The organism is Oleiagrimonas sp. (assembly GCF_027858935.1).
Classification (GTDB): domain Bacteria; phylum Pseudomonadota; class Gammaproteobacteria; order Xanthomonadales; family Rhodanobacteraceae; genus Oleiagrimonas.
This window is the reverse complement of sequence record NZ_JAQIBU010000071.1, coordinates 1-17,072: the sequence shown is the minus strand read 5'-3', so window position 1 is coordinate 17,072 and position 17,072 is coordinate 1. Positions and strand designations below refer to the sequence as shown.

Annotated in this window: 15 protein-coding genes; 4 read left to right on the top strand and 11 right to left on the bottom strand. The window is 64.1% G+C overall.

Annotation, left to right across the window (positions count from 1 at the left end):
* The 4 genes from PF446_RS02775 to pgm form a co-directional block, all read right to left on the bottom strand.
* On the bottom strand, positions 1–2,337 hold a 2,337-nt coding region (locus PF446_RS02775; RefSeq protein ID WP_298069475.1), incomplete at its 3' end, for a plasma-membrane proton-efflux P-type ATPase.
* Positions 2,334–4,703: a phosphoketolase family protein gene (locus tag PF446_RS02770; RefSeq protein WP_298069477.1), complete on the bottom strand. Its 2,370-nt coding sequence runs from the start codon at positions 4,701–4,703 to the stop codon at positions 2,334–2,336. The genes PF446_RS02775 and PF446_RS02770, both read right to left, overlap by 4 nt.
* Positions 4,704–4,833: 130 nt before the next feature.
* A complete protein-coding gene (locus tag PF446_RS02765; protein WP_298069473.1) occupies positions 4,834–5,067 on the bottom strand; it encodes a hypothetical protein in 234 nt (77 codons plus the stop codon).
* A 233-nt stretch (positions 5,068–5,300) separates the two neighbouring features.
* A complete protein-coding gene (gene pgm / locus PF446_RS02760) occupies positions 5,301–6,944 on the bottom strand; it encodes a phosphoglucomutase (alpha-D-glucose-1,6-bisphosphate-dependent) (RefSeq protein WP_298069472.1) in 1,644 nt (547 codons plus the stop codon).
* A gap of 41 nt (positions 6,945–6,985) precedes the next feature.
* Here pgm and PF446_RS02755 point away from each other — a divergent pair, with 41 nt between their 5' ends.
* The gene (locus tag PF446_RS02755) at positions 6,986–7,789 is read left to right on the top strand and encodes an HAD family hydrolase (protein WP_298069470.1); all 804 of its coding nucleotides are present in this window, start codon (positions 6,986–6,988) and stop codon (positions 7,787–7,789) included.
* Between the two features lie 134 nt (positions 7,790–7,923).
* Here the strand turns inward: PF446_RS02755 and PF446_RS02750 are convergent, their stop codons facing one another.
* Positions 7,924–8,946, bottom strand: a complete 1,023-nt coding sequence (locus PF446_RS02750; protein WP_298069468.1) for a 2-dehydropantoate 2-reductase — start codon at positions 8,944–8,946, stop codon at positions 7,924–7,926.
* Positions 8,947–9,027: 81 nt separating this feature from the next.
* Between PF446_RS02750 and PF446_RS02745 the strand changes: the two genes are divergently transcribed.
* Entirely contained in the window at positions 9,028–10,098 is a 1,071-nt protein-coding gene (locus PF446_RS02745) for an aminopeptidase (RefSeq protein WP_298069466.1), read from the top strand.
* 227 nt (positions 10,099–10,325) lie between these two features.
* Here PF446_RS02745 and PF446_RS02740 read toward each other — a convergent pair whose 3' ends face one another.
* From PF446_RS02740 to pdsR, 6 genes are all read right to left on the bottom strand, one after another.
* Positions 10,326–10,625, bottom strand: coding sequence for a hypothetical protein (locus PF446_RS02740; protein WP_298069464.1), 300 nt, complete (start codon positions 10,623–10,625; stop codon positions 10,326–10,328).
* 7 nt (positions 10,626–10,632) lie between these two features.
* Positions 10,633–10,956: a YbjQ family protein gene (locus PF446_RS02735; RefSeq protein WP_298069462.1), complete on the bottom strand. Its 324-nt coding sequence runs from the start codon at positions 10,954–10,956 to the stop codon at positions 10,633–10,635.
* Between the two features lie 28 nt (positions 10,957–10,984).
* A complete protein-coding gene (gene trpE / locus PF446_RS02730) occupies positions 10,985–12,460 on the bottom strand; it encodes an anthranilate synthase component I (protein WP_298069460.1) in 1,476 nt (491 codons plus the stop codon).
* A gap of 70 nt (positions 12,461–12,530) precedes the next feature.
* Entirely contained in the window at positions 12,531–14,531 is a 2,001-nt protein-coding gene (locus PF446_RS02725) for an ATP-binding protein (protein ID WP_298069458.1), read from the bottom strand.
* Between the two features lie 97 nt (positions 14,532–14,628).
* Complete coding sequence (locus tag PF446_RS02720) at positions 14,629–15,402, bottom strand: helix-turn-helix domain-containing protein (RefSeq protein WP_298069456.1); 774 nt, start codon at positions 15,400–15,402, stop codon at positions 14,629–14,631.
* Between the two features lie 70 nt (positions 15,403–15,472).
* Entirely contained in the window at positions 15,473–16,162 is a 690-nt protein-coding gene (gene pdsR / locus PF446_RS02715; protein ID WP_298069454.1) for a proteobacterial dedicated sortase system response regulator, read from the bottom strand.
* A gap of 303 nt (positions 16,163–16,465) precedes the next feature.
* Here pdsR and PF446_RS02710 point away from each other — a divergent pair, with 303 nt between their 5' ends.
* Positions 16,466–16,600, top strand: a complete 135-nt coding sequence (locus PF446_RS02710) for a hypothetical protein (RefSeq protein WP_298069452.1) — start codon at positions 16,466–16,468, stop codon at positions 16,598–16,600.
* Between the two features lie 189 nt (positions 16,601–16,789).
* A partial coding sequence (locus PF446_RS02705) for a hypothetical protein (RefSeq protein ID WP_298069450.1) occupies positions 16,790–17,072 on the top strand: 283 nt, incomplete at its 3' end.

Below are 17,072 nucleotides of genomic sequence, written 5' to 3'. Positions count from 1 at the left end.
CCCATAGACGGCGATCAACGTTGCCAAGATCTGGGTACCGAGCACCGCCATCCACAACACGCGCGCCGGACGGATCGACCAGAATGGCCCGCGCGTGCGCGTCTGGAAGATCGTCAGATGACCGGCAACTGACAGCATCAAGTACATCATCGGCTGCAGATGCGCGTGATCCAGATGAAAAATACGGTCCCCAAGGAAGAACAGGCCGAATGCGGCGATCGGCCCGACTAGACCCAGCACCGTGGCAATACCCAGCACCAGGCGCATGTTCCAGGCTTCCGGCTGGCGCTTGTAGCGGACGTTGTCGTAGGCGATCGACAAGATGGCGCCGTCGTTGAGCAGCGCCAGCATCACGATCATCACCGCGGTCAGCGGATAGAAGTTGAACACCAGGATCGCCAGCGTCATGAACAGCAACACGCGCAGGGTTTCGGCGATGCGATAGATCGCATAGCTGTTCATGCGCTGGAAGATCTTGCGGCTCTCCTTGATCGCGTCGATGATCACCGACAGGCCGGGCGTGGTCAGCACGATGGACGCCGCCGCGTTGGCCGCGTCGGTGGCGCCGGACACGGCGATGCCGCAGTCGGCCTTTTTCAGCGCCGGTGCGTCGTTCACCCCGTCACCGGTCATGCCGACGATGTGTCCGCGCTGCTGCAGTACGTCGACAATATGGAACTTGTGCTCGGGGAACACCTGGGCAAAGCCGTCGGCATTCTCGATGGCCTCGCCCATCGCGTCAGTCTCCTTCTTCTTGACATCACCCAGACCGCTGGCATCCAGGATGTTGGCGCCCAGGCCAAGTTTCTTCGCGGTCTCCACGGCGATGGCCAGTGCGTCGCCGGTGACCATCTTGATCTTCACGCCCATGGCGCGGGCGGCATCGATGGTGGTCCTGGCATCCTCGCGCGGCGGATCGAACAGCGGCAGCACGCCCAGGAACTGCCAGTCGCCTTCAGCATCGGCGCGGGCCACGCCCAGCGAGCGGAACCCGCGCCGGGCGAACGCGTCGACGGCCTTGTCGGCCGCCGGCTTGATCTGCGCCACATTCCCGGCCAGCTCCAGGATCACTTGCGGCGCACCCTTGGTCACCTTGAACGTCTTGCCGTCCTTGCCCTTGACCGTGGCCTCGGTTCGTTTGTGAACCGGATCGAAGGGCTGGAAATGCAGCACCTGGAACGACTTCAGCGCCGCCGCGTCCTTGACGCCTCCGAGCACGGCCAGGTCGATGGCGTCCTTGTTGTCGGCGCGCGAGCACAGCGCGGCGCTGAGGATCACCTGCGCCGGATCGACGCCCTGGACCGCAAAGGGATCGCCCAGCGTCAGCTTGTTCTGGGTCAGCGTGCCGGTCTTGTCGGCACACAGCACGTCGACCCCGGCCAGTTCCTCTATGGCCACCAGCTTGCTGACGATCGCCTGCTTCTTCGACAGCAGACGCGCGCCGACGGCCATGGTCACCGAGAGCACCGTCGGCATCGCCACCGGAATCGCCGCCACCGTCAACACCAAGGCGAACTGCACGGTGGTGAGGATCGCATCGCCGCGAAAGATCGCCACGCCGATGATCACCGCCACCAGCGCCACGGCCAGCACGATCAGGTAGTTGCCGATCTTCAGCACCGCCTTCTGGAAATGGCTGCTGGTGTGCGCGCCCTGCACCAGTTGTGCGGTCTTGCCGAAGTAGGTCCCGGTCCCGGTGGCGTAGACCATTGCTCCGGCTTCGCCCTGGCGAATGATGGATCCGGAAAACACCGCATCACCGACCTTGCGTTTGGCTGGCAGCGACTCGCCGGTCAGCGCCGACTGATCGACCTCCACCGGGTCGCCGTCCAGCAGACGGGCATCGGCCGGCACGACATCGCCCAGCCGCAGGCGGATGACATCCCCCGGTACCAGCTCACGCGCGGCCGGCGTCACCCACTTGCCGTCGCGCCTGACGCGCGCCTTGATCGCCAGCCGCGCCTTGAGTGCGTCGATCGCATTGCCGGCCTGGCGCTCTTCCCAGAAGCCCACCGTGGCGTTGGCCAGCAGCAACACCAGGATGATGAAGAAATCCGGCCAATGTCGAACCACGCCCGAGAGGATCACCGCGACCTCGATCATCCAGGGGATCGGCCCCCAGAAATAACCGAGGAATTTCAGGACAGGGTTGGTCTTTTTTTCCGCGATCTCGTTGGGTCCGTACTGGCTCTGGCGCTTGTCCGCCTCGGCCTGGGTCAGGCCGTCCGGCGAGGACTGCAGTTTTTTCTCCAGTGCCGGCAGCGGCAGGGTCTTCAGATCACCACTTGCTTCAGGGGCGGGCATGTCGCCTACCGCCGGACCCGCCGCTGCGTTCATGTAGGAGTCCGCCACTGCCAGTCACGTACCTGAGGCATGTCCTGTCCGTGACGATCAATGTAATGCTTGTGTTCGATCAACGTGTCGCGCATCTGCTGCTTCAGATACGCGCCCCTGGAGGCCAGTTGCGGCAGGCGATCGATCACATCCTGCACCAGGTGGAAGCGGTCCAGATCATTCTGCACGCGCATGTCGAAGGGGGTGGTGATGGTGCCTTCCTCCTTGTAACCACGCACATGCAGATTGCGGTTGTGCCGGCGATAGGTCAGCCGATGGACCAGCCAGGGATAACCGTGGAAGGCGAAAATGATGTGCTTGTCGGTGGTGAACAGCGCGTCATAGTCATAGTCGTTCAGGCCGTGCGGATGCTCGGACTCGGACTGCAATTTCATCAGATCAACGACGTTGATCACCCGGATCTTCAATTCCGGGAGGTGCGCGCGCAGGATGGATACGGCCGCCAGCACCTCCAGCGTGGGCGTGTCTCCGCAGCAGGCCATCACCACGTCCGGCTCGCTGTCCTGGTCGTTGCTGGCCCAGGACCAGATGCCGATGCCCTGGGTGCAATGCACCACGGCCTGCTGCATGGTCAGCCATTGCGGCAAGGCGTGTTTGCCCGCCACCACCACGTTCACGTAGTTGCGGCTGCGCAGGCAGTGATCGAAGACCGACAGCAGGCAGTTGGCATCGGGCGGCAGGTACACGCGCACGATGTCGGCCTTCTTGTTGATCACATGATCGAGAAAACCCGGGTCCTGATGGGTGAAGCCGTTGTGGTCCTGCTGCCATACGTGCGAGGCGAGCAGGTAATTGAGCGAGGCAATGGGGCGTCGCCACGGCAGCTCGCGGGTCACCTTCAGCCACTTGGCATGCTGGCTGAACATGGAGTCGACAATGCGGATGAAGGCCTCGTAACTGTTGAACAGTCCGTGCCGTCCGGTCAGCAGATAGCCTTCCAGCCAGCCCTCACACTGGTGTTCGCTGAGCATGGAGTCGAGCACGCGCCCGGTCGGAGCAAGAAATTCGTCATTGCTCTGGAGTCGTGCATCCCACTGGCGGTCGGTGACGTCGAACACCGCGCCGAGCAGATTGGACAGCGTTTCATCCGGGCCGAAAATGCGGAAATGGCGCTGACCCTGGTTCAGCTTGACCACGTCGCGCAGGAACTGGCCCAGCACACGTGTGTCCTGCGCCTGGATCGCGCCGGGCCGGTGGATCTCCAGGGCATGGTCCCTGAAGTCGGGCATGCGCAGGTCGCGCAGCAACAGTCCGCCGTTGGTATGCGGATTGGCACCCATGCGACGCGCGCCCCGGGGCGCCAGTTCGGCCAGTTCCGGCATCAGGCGACCGTTTTCATCGAACAGTTCCTCGGGACGATAGCTTTGCATCCATGCCTCGAGTTGTTCGACGTGTTCGGGATGTTCGGCATTGACCAGCAGCGGAACCTGGTGCGACCGGAACGTGCCTTCGATCTGAAGGCCATCGACGACTTTCGGCCCCGTCCATCCCTTGGGCGAGCGCAGCACGATCATCGGCCAGCGCGGCCGGGGGGCATCGTGCGTATCACGCGCATGTTGCTGTATGGCCCGGATCTCCTGGATCACCGTGTCCAGCGTTCCGGCCATCAGCGCATGCATGGTCTCGGGATCGTCGCCCTCGACAAAATAGGGGGTCCAGCCGCAACCGTGGAAAAACGCTTCCAGCTCGTCGTGCTCGATGCGCGCCAGCATGGTCGGGTTGCTGATCTTGTAGCCATTCAGATGCAGGATCGGAAGCACCACGCCGTCCGTCGCCGGGTCGAGCATCTTGTTGGAATGCCAGGCCGTGGCCAGTGGACCGGTTTCCGCTTCCCCGTCACCGACCACGCAGGCCACGATCAGGCCGGGATTGTCGAACGCCGCGCCGAAGGCGTGACTGAGCGAGTAGCCCAGCTCGCCGCCTTCATGAATCGATCCGGGCGTGGTCGGCGCCACATGGCTGGAAATGCCGCCCGGCCAGGAAAACTGCGTGAACAGCTTTTTCAGTCCGGCAGAGTCCAGGGTAATGTCCGGATACACCTCGCTCCAGGTGCCTTCCAGGTAGACATGGGCGACCAGCGCCGGACCACCATGGCCGGGACCGGCGACATAGAACATGTCCAGGTCATAGCTCTTGATGACCCGGTTCAGGTGGACATAGATGAAATTCTGTCCCGGCGTGGTGCCCCAATGACCCACGACCAGTGGCTTGACGTGGGCGAGCTTCAGCGGCTCCTTGAGCAAAGGGTTGTCGTAGAGATAAATCTGGCCGACCGAAAGGTAGTTGGCCGCGCGCCAGTAGGCGTCCATGCGCTGCAACAGGAGCGGTGCAAGCGGCTTGGTCAGCATCGCGGGAATCTCACTCACCCGGAACCTCGTGCACATGCGTCAAATGCAACCCGTCCCGGAACGGCCGCCTGTTTCCCGGGCGCGTCCATGGATGCCTGCGCCAACACCAGCATTGCCAATCCGGGATGCATCATGCTTTCGCCCCCTGTAAGGGCAGCGGGAAGATGGCGAACCATCCCGAATCCCTCACGCTTTGCAGCTTGCCCATCCCGAAGATCACGAACTTCTGCCAGACATTGACCATCTTCAGCAACAGCTCGATGAGGACAGCCAACACCATGCGCGCGATCGACACGTACAGGTTCAACCCCACCTCGGCGAGCCCACCCACGACAAAAAACACACCACTCAGCAATGAGGTCATCGGGATCAACTCGGGGATGCTCGTGCGTCGGCGACGCCTTTCACACGATAGGCGCGCGGGCCCTCTTGTTTCGGTACGCTAACGTACGTAGCGACGCCGTATCCCCACAGTTGCGCAGGTCATTGCACGGTGGTTCATCGGTCATGCCTGGATGGCGTGAAAGCAAGCCCGGGCACGCACCGTGAGCTTTCTGTGGACATATCGGCTGCGCAGACTTTCCGTTCGAAGGGTCTTCAAAGCGCTTGATCCACGATAGCCTGGGCTTCGCCCAGAATCGCCTGCAGGTGGGCTTCATCCTTGAAGCTCTCGGCGTAGATCTTGTAGATGTCTTCCGTGCCGGAAGGCCGCGCGGCGAACCAGCCACTTTCGGCAACCACCTTGATCCCACCCATCGAAGCGCCGTTGCCCGGCGCCTTGTCCAGGGCCTGCTTGATCGGCTCGCCCGCCAGACGCTTGCTGTGCAACTGATCGGGTGCCAATGCGGCCAGTCTGGCCTTCTGTGCCGGTGTGGCGGCGGCCTCGATGCGGTCGTTGAAGGGCTGGCCCAGATCGGCGGTCAGCCGCGTATACAGCTCGGACGGATCCCGGCCCTCACGCGCGGTGATCTCGGCCGCCAAAAAGGCCGGCGCCAGACCATCCTTGTCCGTGGTCCACACGCTGCCGTCGCGGCGCAGCAGCGCGGCGCCGGCGCTTTCCTCGCAACCGAATCCCAGCGAGCCGTCGAACAGGCCTTTGGAAAACCATTTGAAGCTGGCCGGTACTTCGTACAATTCACGTCCCAGCCGCTTTGCTACACGGTCGATCAACGCCGTGCTGACCACGGTCTTGCCGATCGCGGCCCGAGGTCCCCACTCCGGACGATTCCGAAACAGCTCGTCGATCAACACCGACAGGTAATGATTCGGGCTCATCAGGCCACCACTGCAGGTGACGATGCCGTGACGATCATGGTCGGTATCGCACGCAAACGCGATGTCGAAACGGTCCTTGAGACCGATCAAGCGTTGCATCGCATACTTCGAGGACGGATCCATGCGGATATTGCCGTCCCAGTCCACGCTCATGAAGGCGAACTGAGGGTCGACGACTTCGCTGACCACGGTGAGATCGAGCCGGTAGCGTTCGGCAATCGGTCCCCAGTAGTGCACGCCGGCACCACCCATCGGGTCCACACCCATGCGAATGCCGGCGCTTCGGATCAGATCGAAATCGACGACCTGCGAGAGATCGGCCACATAGCGTTCAAGAAAATCATGCATGTGCGTGCTCCCGGCCTTGCGCGCTTGCGCCAGGGGCATGCGCCGCACATTCCTGAGACCGTCATCCAGCAGCGCATTGGCGCGATCCTCGATCCAGTGCGTGACATCGTTGTCGGCCGGCCCTCCGTTCGGCGTGTTGTACTTGAAGCCACCGTTGTCGGGCGGGTTGTGCGAGGGTGTGATCACGATGCCGTCGGCCAGTCCGGTGCTGCGTCCCTTGTTGTGAACCAGGACCGCGTGCGAGATGGCCGGCGTCGGCGTGAACTCGTCCGCACGGGCGATCAATGTCTGCACCCCGTTGGCGGCCAGGACCTCCAGTGCGTTCTCGAAAGCCGGCCGCGACAGCGCGTGGGTATCGAAGCCCAGGTACAATGGACCATCGATGCCCCGCGCCTTGCGGTACTCGCAAATGGCCTGACTCATGGCCAGGATGTGCCAGGCATTGAAACTGCGGTCGAACGAGGTACCACGGTGGCCCGAGGTGCCGAATGCGACGCGTTGCGCAGGCACCGAAGGATCGGGCTGAAGATCGCTGTAGGCGGCCAGCAGACGGGAAACGTCCACCAGTCGCGAGGCCGGGGGCGGCTTGCCGGCCAGCGCGCTTATAGTGGTGCTCATCACGGGCGCCTCCTTTGCGGATGATCACGCCGGTGCGGCGCATGGATCAAACGATCATGCACCTGATCGGCAACGCTGTCGCGATGGTTCGTGGCGACGATACCAAACCGGACCACACAGGAAACCACAACATGGCGACATCCGATCATCTGATTTTCCTGGTCGATGTGGACAACACCTTGCTCGACAACGACCGCTATGCTGACGACCTCACTGCACAGCTCGATCATGCCTTCGGCGCCGAGGAGCGCGAACGATACTGGTCGATCTACAAGCACCGTTTCGAGGTGCATGGCTATGCCGATTACCTGGGCGCCCTGCAAACCTTTCGCGAAGCATGCGAAAAGGAACAGGCGCTGCTGAAGATGTCGGCATTCCTGCTTGAGTATCCATTCACCAAGCGAATCTATCCGGGCGCGCTCAAGGCACTCGAGCACCTGCGCACGATCGGTCGCACGGCGTTGCTCTCGGATGGCGACATCGTGTTCCAGCCGCGCAAGATTCAGCGCTCGGGCCTGTGGGATGCGGTCGCGGGGGAAGTCATGATCTGCGTCCACAAGGAACGCGAGCTGGAAGCCATACAGCGTCGCTTCCCCGCTGCGCACTATGTGATGATCGACGACAAGCCGCGACTTCTGTCGGCCTCAAAGCGGGTGCTTGGCCAGCATCTGACCACGGTTTTCATCCGCCAGGGGCATTACGCGAACGCGTATGAACGCACCACAGACGAGCCCGCACCCGACCTGTGCATCGAGCACATCGCCGATCTGTGCGATTTCACCGAAGAGGACTTTCGCGACGCGGCCTCGCATGCAGCTAGCGCAGGGCACGACCGGACAGCGTGACCGCATCCGGCTCGCGCCGCTACTGGTGAAGCTGCGGTGATGCATCGCAGCGTATCGGGACAACGGATTCCAATCCTGCGCCTCGCACCCGGTTCGCCATGGTCGACCGGGCGAATCCGGACCCTGCCGCGGCACTATCGGCCCGCTTCACGCAACGCGTTCCACAACTCCATGCGGTGCCATACACGGCGGTCGCCCTTCTCGGCGGCGCGCACCAATTCGATCAGACGCGCGTTGGCCGGAGCCGTCAGGCCCTGCGCTTTGGCCAGGCGTACCACCTCGCCGTTGAGGTCGTCGATCTCGGTGGACCGGCCCGCGGCCATGTCCTCCCAGGTCGAGGACCGCGCCAGCGGATCGATCGCCAGCATGCGCCGGGCGAGCATGCGGAACACCAGGTCCGGTGCTTCCAGCAACCACGGCATCCAGCGCGCCGGCAGCGGCGTGACCCGGGCCGGCCGGATGCCCGCCGCATCCATGGCCCTGAGGGCCTCGCGCTGCACCCGCGCCAGACAGCGGCGATAGGGACGCAGTGCCAGCTGATCGCGCAGCGGCAAGTCGGAAAGCGCGTTGATCGGGTTGTTGAGGTTCAGCAACAACTTGCCCCACTGCACCTCGCGCATGTCGTCACGCAGCTCCAGCGCAAGACCGGCCGCACGGAACACGGGTTCGAAGGGCCGCAGCTTTTCGTCGCGCCCGACCATCAGCGTGCCGGACGAGGCGCGATGCAGCCGTCCATGGCCCAGATGCAGCACGTTGAACGGCACCATCCCGGCCAGCACGATGTGATGCGGCAGGTGTTCGCGCAGGGTGGGCACGTTGCGCAAGCCGTTCTGGAAGCTGACCACCACCGCTCCGGGAGCGATCCGCGAAGCCATCTGCCGGGCGGCGGCAGCGGTATCGCCGGACTTCACTGTCACCAGCACCAGCGAGGTATCGCCCAAGGCCTGCATCCCGGTGTCGAAGCGGACCTTGCGCTCGTCCAGCTGCAGGCGGCCGCCGTCCAGGTCGGTCAACAGCATGCCGTGGTCCGCAATCAGCCGGCGCACGCGCTCGCGCCCGATCAGGCACACGTCGGCGTGTTCACCCAGATGTCCACCGATGAAGCAGCCGACGCTGCCGGCGCCGACCACGGCGATCCGGGCGCGGCTGTCGTTCACTCGCTGGAGGCCTGGCGCTGCATGCCGCTATGGTAGCGCAGCAAAACGGTGCATGGAGCCTGCTCGCCCCGGGGAGGCTACATGACGCACAATGCGGTGATGCGAACCTTGATCCGAGGCAGCCTGATCCTGCTGTGCACCCTGGCCCTCGGCGGCTGCTACTACCTGCACCTGGCCACCGGCGAGACGCGTCTGCTGCTCAAGCGCAAGCCGATCCGCACGGTGCTCGCGGACCCGCATGCGTCGCCTGCGCTCAAGGCCCGCCTGCGCCTGGCCCTGCGCGCGCGCGCCTTTGCCTCCGACCACCTGGACCTGCCGCGCAACCGCAGCTACACGCTGTATGCCGACATTGGCCGTCCGTTCGTCATGTACAACGTGTTCGCCACGCCGGCGCTGTCGCTGAAGCCAGTCGAACACTGTTTCCCGATCGCCGGCTGCGTGGCCTACCAGGGTTTCTATGAAAAACACCGTGCCGAAACCGCCGCAGCCAAACTGCACAGGGCGGGCGACGACGTCGACGTCGAGGGCGTGCCGGCCTACTCCACCCTGGGCCACTTCGCCGACCCTGTCCTTTCGAGCATGGACCGCTGGAGCGACGACGAACTGGTCGGCACCATCTTCCACGAGCTGGCACACCAGAAGCTGTACCTGAAGGGCGACACCACATTCAACGAATCCTTCGCCACCTTCGTGCAGCGTGAGGGGCTCAGGCAGTGGCACGCGGCCCGACACGAAGCACCACCGGACCCCACCGCGGACCGGCGCCAGAAACAGTTCACGCAGCTGATGCTGGCAACCCGGAAACGCTTGAAGAAGCTCTATGCGGGTACTCTTCCCGATGCACAAAAACTGCGGCGCAAACATGCAGCCTTCGTCGAGCTTCGCGCAAGGTATCGCCAGCTTCGCGACACGCAATGGGACGGTTACGACGGCTACGATGCCTGGATGGCCAAACCGCTCAACAACGCCCGCCTTCTGCCCTTCGGCCTCTACGACGACCAGGTGCCGGCCTTCTCCGCGCTGTTCGCGCAAAGCGGGAGCGACTGGACGCGCTTCTTCGCGGCGGCGAAAAAGCTGGCCTCACTGCCGAAGGCGCGGCGCACCGCGCAACTGCATGCACTCGCCGTGGCGAAGGACCACGCACAGCCCTGACCTGCAACCAGGCAAGCGTGCATTGCATGACCCGAAGATGCTTCAGGACTGGCACGACTCACCCACGTCACCTGTCGGGGTTCGCCATGATTACCCCAACCTGCAGCGCTTTCGACAATGCGCACCCGGGCGGAGAATGCTCGCCATGCGTTGGGCGGACCTGCGTGCGCCGCTTTCGGTGCCTATCAAGGCGGACAAGTCCGCACTGGGCCATTATCGCGAGCGTGTCACGAAGGCCGGGCAGGGTCGACCGCGATGTAGTGCCGCTCGGCCGTGCGCGGGTCGAAATAGACTGCGGTGGTCTGCCCGGTCTCCGGGTCCACGAAGCGTTCGCCGGTGTCCTGCCAGTGCGCTTCGATGCGACCCGGTTGCACGCGCTTGTAGCGCCAGGTCTCGAATGCCAGTCCGGCCAGCAGCACGACGCCCAGGAGCAGCAACTGCAACCCACCGAGCTGCCCGCTCGCGATCAGGCCAAGCGCGCCCAGCAGGCACAGCGTGCCGATCACCATCAGCGTCTTGCGCAACATGGCCGCCTCAGCTTTCCGCTTCCAGCTCCACCGCGGTGCCGTAGGCGACGATCTCGCTCATGGTCTGGCCGATCTCCGAGGAGTCGTAGCGCATCATCACCACCGCGTTGGCGCCCATCGCCGAAGCGTTGGTGACCAGGCGGTCCAGTGCGTGGCGTCGCGCCTCTTCCAGCAGCGAGGTGTATTCGTGGATCTCACCGCCCGCCAGCGAACGCAGACCGGCCATGATGTTGCCGCCGATACCCCGGCTGCGTACCACCACGCCGAACACCTGCCCCTTGACCTCGCGCACCCGGCGACCGGGCACGTTTTCCGTTGTGACCACCAGCATGACCATCACCTCCCGTTGGACCTGAAAACTACAACCCCTCGGCCGCCTGCGCCACGGCGCGGAACAGTGCGCGGCCCTTGTTCATGGTCTCCTCCCACTCGGCGGCGGGGTCGGAGTCGTGCACCACGCCGCCGCCGGCCTGCACGTGCAGCCGGCCGTCGGCGATGACCGCAGTGCGGATGGCGATAGCCGTATCGGCATCACCCCACCAGCCGATCCAGCCGACCGCACCGGCGTAGATGTTGCGCTTGAACGGTTCCAGCTCCTGGATGATCTCCAGCGCACGGATCTTGGGCGCGCCGGACACGGTGCCGGCGGGAAACGCGGCCTTGAGCACGTCCATGTAGCTCATGCCCTTGCGCAGCTGGCCCTCGACCTGCGAGACGATGTGCATGACGTGCGAATAGCGCTCGATCACGAACGAGTCGGTCAGCTCGACCGTGCCGATATCACTCACGCGGCCGACATCGTTGCGCCCCAGGTCGATCAGCATCAGGTGCTCGGCGCGCTCCTTGGGATCGGCCAGCAACTCGGCCTCAAGTGCGCGGTCCTCAGCCTCGTCGGCGCCGCGGCGGCGGGTGCCGGCAATTGGGCGCAAGACCACCTTGCCGTCCTTGAGCCGGACCAGGATCTCCGGGGAAGAACCGACGATCTGCGCCTCGCCGAGATCCAGGAAATACATGTAAGGCGAAGGATTGAGCGCACGCAGAGCGCGATACACGTCTACCGGACGTGCATGAAACGGCACCGACAGGCGCTGCGAGGGGACCACCTGGAAGATGTCTCCCGCTCGAATGTATTCCTGCGCACGCCGCACCACGGCCTCGTAGTCCGCGCGGGTGAAACTGGATTTGAAGTCGGCCTCGTCGAGCGGCTGCGGGTGATGGTTTTCGGGGTAGGTGGAGCCGGAATTGCGAAGCCGGAACACCAGTTGGTCCAACCGCCGCACGGCGCGCGCATACGCCTGCGGCTGTACCGGGTCTGCATGCACGATCAGGTACAGGCGGCCCTTGAGGTTGTCGAATACCGCAACTTCCTCGGCCAGCATCAGCAATATGTCGGGAGTGCCGAGTTCGTCGGCTCGGTCCCATTTGGCCAGCCGCGGCTCGATGTATCCGATGGTCTCGAAACCGAAATAGCCGACCAGTCCGCCGGTGAAAGCCGGCAGGTCGGGCAGTTTTGGCACATCATAGGATTGCCGCAGGGTTTCGATCTCGGCCAGCGGATCGGCAACCTCGCGGTTCTCGACGATTTCGCCGAAATCCTCGGTCTCCAGGGTATGCCCGCGCAGCTTGAACACGCGCCGCGCTGGCAGGCCGATGATCGAATAGCGGCCCCAGTTCTCGCCGCCCTCGACTGATTCGAGCAGGAATGTATAGGGTCCGTCGGCCAGCTTCTGGTACACCGACAGCGGCGTGTCCAGATCGGACAGCACTTCTCGAGCCACCGGTATGCGGGTGTGGCCGGCCTCGACCAGCGCCTGGAATTGGTCCTGGGAAATCACGTGAAAGTCATCGTCGCAAGGGGCAGGCCGACGAAGATAGCACCGCGCCCGATGTCACGGCGAACCCGCATTACGAAGACAGTCGTTCGCGCGGCATGCCGCGCAGGTGCAAGGTGAAGGCCACGCCCTCGCCATCGCGCAGGTTGCGCGCGCTGGCGCGGCCCTGATGGCGTTCGGCGATCAGGCGCACCACATACAATCCCAGCCCCAGGTGCGGAGCGTCCGCATGGCCGCTGTCCTCGCGCAGGCTGACCAGCGAATCGAAAAGCCGGTCCTGCATGGCCCCCGTCAGCAGCGGTCCACGATTGGCCACCTCGAGTACCGCATCGTCGCCTTCAAGGTGCAATCCGAGTCGGATCCAGCCGTCCTCGGGAGTAAATGACAACGCGTTGGCGAACAGCTTGTCCAGCGCCTGCGCAACCAGCTCCGGAGCACCGTGGAGGGGAACCGGCTGCATCGGCAACTGCAACTTGATGCGCCGCGGTCCTGCCAATGTGCGGTAGCCTTCGGCACAACCGCGCATCACCTCGACCAGGTCGAAGTCCTCGGCTTCGGCAGCGGCAATGGCGCGCTCCATGCGACTGGCCTCGCTCATCGCGCGGACCAGCATGCCCATGCGGGCGACGCCGTCACGAGCGCGCTGCAGATAGGGCAGGGCCGACTCGGGAAGTCCGGCGTGATCGAGATTGTCCAATGATGACTTGACGATGGCCAGCGGGGTATTGAGTTCATGCGAGAGTCTGGAAGCCAGGGCGCGCAGGTACTCGGTATAGCCCCCCACGGCCTGGGTCAGGCGCGCAAAACTGCGCGCAAGGTCACCAAGTTCGTCGCTGTCGCCGTGCAACGGAAACTGCCCCGGATAACGCCCCTCGTGGGCCTGTGCCTGCTCGGCGGCATCACGCAGGCGACCCAGGCGCATGCTCAGCCGTGTGGCAAAGCCGAAAAGGACCAGCCCGGCCAGCAGCAAAACGCCCAGACTGGACAGCAGCAACGCGAACAGCGCGCGATTGGCCAGCAGCGGTACGGCCAGGCTGGACTGGTCCAGCACCAGCACACCACGCAGTACGCCCTTGGCATCGATGACAGGAACCGCCACGCTGAGCAGCACGCTGCCCCGCTGCTGACCCAGGGTCCAGGTGACGGCATCCTGACCTGCCAGGGCCTTGCGCACCTGCGGTGTATCCAGTCGTGGCGCATCCTGCGTCCATGGCTCGGCGGTATCGAACGGCGCGGCGATCAGCAGGCGGTAGATGGTGTAGGCCAGCCAGCCGGGGCGATGGCGGTCCTGTCCCGAGGTTCGCAAGGTTCCGGCGCGCGCCAGCAGCCAGGCCTTCGGACCGAGCAGTCGTGCCTGCACCCCGGCCGGTGCCAGCTGCGCCAGCTCGGAAGCCAGAAACGGCGAATAGCTCAGCAATGGGCGCACTGTGCCGGGCACATCGGCAACCGTCGGATCGGCATCGTGTACGCCGACGCCCAGGCCGGTGAGGCCAAGCGCATGGGGAAGGTGCATCTCTATACGGTAGCCACTGCCGTCGTCCTGCCACGTGCCCTTCAGTTGCGCGGGCAAGTCACTCACGCCTGTGTCCAGCGCCGGGGCGACGAAGGTACCCGGCGCGGCACTGGCCACCAGATAACGCTGACGTTCACCGTCTCGTGCAAGGGTTAGCAGGACATGATCGGCGCGCATTGCACCCGGGGCATCGGCGTCGCTGCGGGTACGCGTGGTGTCACGGATCTTGATGAACAGGTAAAGCCCGCTCGCATTGCGCGCGAGCATGAGGCTGCCACGATCGTCGACAGACTGTGCCCAGGGTGTCAGCGGACCCCAGTCATCGGCATAGCCGTCGACCGTGATCGGAGTATCGATATGCTGCACGAACCAGCCGCCGGAGGTGGGCAGCGGCGCGCCCACCACCAGCAACGAACGCACCAGCGCATGCGCTGAAGCCACCATGGCCTGGGCCTGCCCCTTGCGCAAAAGCGATTCCATCTTGCGCACGTACAAAAGACCCACCAGCGGCAGGACAAGGGTGCACAAGGCAACAAGCAGTAGTTTGCGGCGCAGTGTCATGACGGAATGTGGATTCGAGGATGCGCATCATGACCGCAACAGGAGGCGGGACAAAGGCCGGAAAATGGCCGTTTGCGTATTCTTGCCTGAACGTCGTTCACCGCGCCTTTTTTTGTGACGCGGTCTGCTCGTCCTGCGACCCGGCGGCGATGAGGCTCAATGCATCGTAGTCGAGGATGCGCACGCTGCGCCGATTCACTTCGAGCAGGCCATCATCCCTGAAGCGACCGAACAGGCGACTGACGGTCTCGAACACCATGCCCAGGTAATTGGCAATATCGTCCCGCGACATGCTCAGGTCCAGCAGCATGGGATCGAGCTTGAGCGCGCGCCTGCGGTCGGACAGGCTTTTCAGGAATATGGCCAGGCGCTCATGCGCCTGCTTGCGCCCCATGGTGGACAGGTGCTGCTGGTCGCGCACGAATTCACGGCTGATCAGTCGATACAATTGTTGCTGCAGTCCGGGAATCTGCACGGCGATGGTATTGATGGCATTGAATGGAACCTCGCACAGCGTGGTGCGTTCGAGCGCGATAGCCGTGCACTGGTGGCGATCATTCGCCACCGCGTCCAGACCGACCACGTCGCCGGCGAGATGAAAGCCAAGGACCTGCTCGGTACCGTTGGCGCTGTTGCTTACCGTTTTCAGGGATCCGGAACGGACCACATACAAGTTGTGGAACACCGCACCGTCGGTATACAGCTCATGACCGGCCTCGATCGGCCGCTGCGTGCTGACAACCTTGTCCAGGCGCAGCATGTCGTCATGCACCAGGGTGGCAGGCAGGCACAACTGGGACAATGCGCAAGCGCCGCACGAGCGCCGCAATTGGGCGATGTCGACCACGTTTTCACTGGAGCGCTTTGTCATCGGTCTATCCTGTACCGGATTGCGGATATTGTGGCAGGTTACAAAGTCATCCGTACGACAGCCCTGGAGCTCACGAGCGCCAGCGATACCCCGCGCCATGCATGGTCTCGATGGCGTCAAAATCCGCAGCCACGGCGATGAACTTCTTGCGGATGCGCTTGATGTGCGAGGTGATGGTGGCGTCGTCGACCACCAGTTCGGCCTCGCGCATGAGCTGGTCGCGGTTCTTCACGTGACCGGGAAAGCGCACCAGCGTGTGCACCATCCAAAACTCGGTCACCGTCAGCGGCACCTCGGCGCCGTTCCAGGTGATGCGCATGCGCTCGGATTCGAGCTTCAACGGGCCGTGCTCGATCACCGTCTCGCTGTTTGCGGGCTGCTTGAGCGCCTCGATGCGCCGGAACAGCGCGCCGATGCGCGCGGCCAGGTGGTGCAAGCTGGTGTCCTTGGACAGGTAGTCATCCGCGCCCAGGCGCAGGCCCGAGATCACGTCGAAGTCCGAATCGCGCGCCGTCAGGAAGATGATCGGAAGTGTGGCGGCCTTTGCACGCAGCTCGCGGCACAGGTCGAAACCGCCCTCCGGCTCGTCGCCCAGGCCGATGTCGATGATCACCAGTTCCGGCAGGCGCGAGGCAAAGCCATCCGATGCGGCCTTGCGCGAGGCGTAGCCACGCACTTCGTAGCCGAATCGGGTCAGCGCCTCGACGTAGTTGGCGCGGATGGACGGTTCGTCCTCGACGATGGCGATGCTGCGTCCCATGGCGGGCTCCCTCGGGTCCTTGACGTTGACTTGCAGACTGCAACGCCGCGCGCACCGGCACAAGACGCCAAAGGCATCTGCCCGCGTTTCGCCACATCTGGTCAGCGCACCGCCCCGGACCGGGCTGCGCGCACGCCCGGCGCACGCCTTTCATGGTACCCAGGGAAAACGACCGGAGCAGTACATGAACGCACCCACCACCGATACCGATCTGCAACGCAACTTCGAGCCATTGCGCGTGATGCTGGCCGTGGGCGCCCTGCTGCTGGGCCTGCTTGTCGGCCTGCACGGATGAATGGAGACATGACCATGAACCTGCTCGATACATGCGAAGACTTCCTGCCGGTTGCCGTGGAAGGCTCGGGCCAGGCTGCCGCGGAGAGAACCCCGCCACCCGCGGTACCGACCGATCCGGACCCGGACTGGCTGCCGCTCTGAGGATGCCCGACCACCCGCCCCTCCGTGGTGGTTCCTGTTGCCCCCTCCTCGCGAGGGGGTTTTTTTGGCAGGGCCGGGGCCACTGCCTGCAACGCGCCACATGCCGCCCGCGATTTGCCGTCAGCCGGACGCAGGCACAACCGCCATGGCCACTGCAATGGAACCTCGTCAACCCCGGGGAGAACGACCATGTTCGACGATCGTCATGAAGCGCGGTGCAGGCATACGTGGTGGTGGCCGGTCGCGGCGCTGGTCCTGTTGCTGTGTACCGCAACCGTGCGTGCGCAGCCGCCCGGCAGCGGCGAACTCCGCATGATCGACGCCAACGGCGTGCGTCATGTCGCGGCCAGCCTGGACACCGATGTCCACTACCGCGTCGACGGTCTGATCGCCGACGTGGTGGTGCACCAGCGCTTCCGCAACACCGGAAAGAACTGGCTGCAGGGCGAATACATGCTGCCGCTGCCCGACG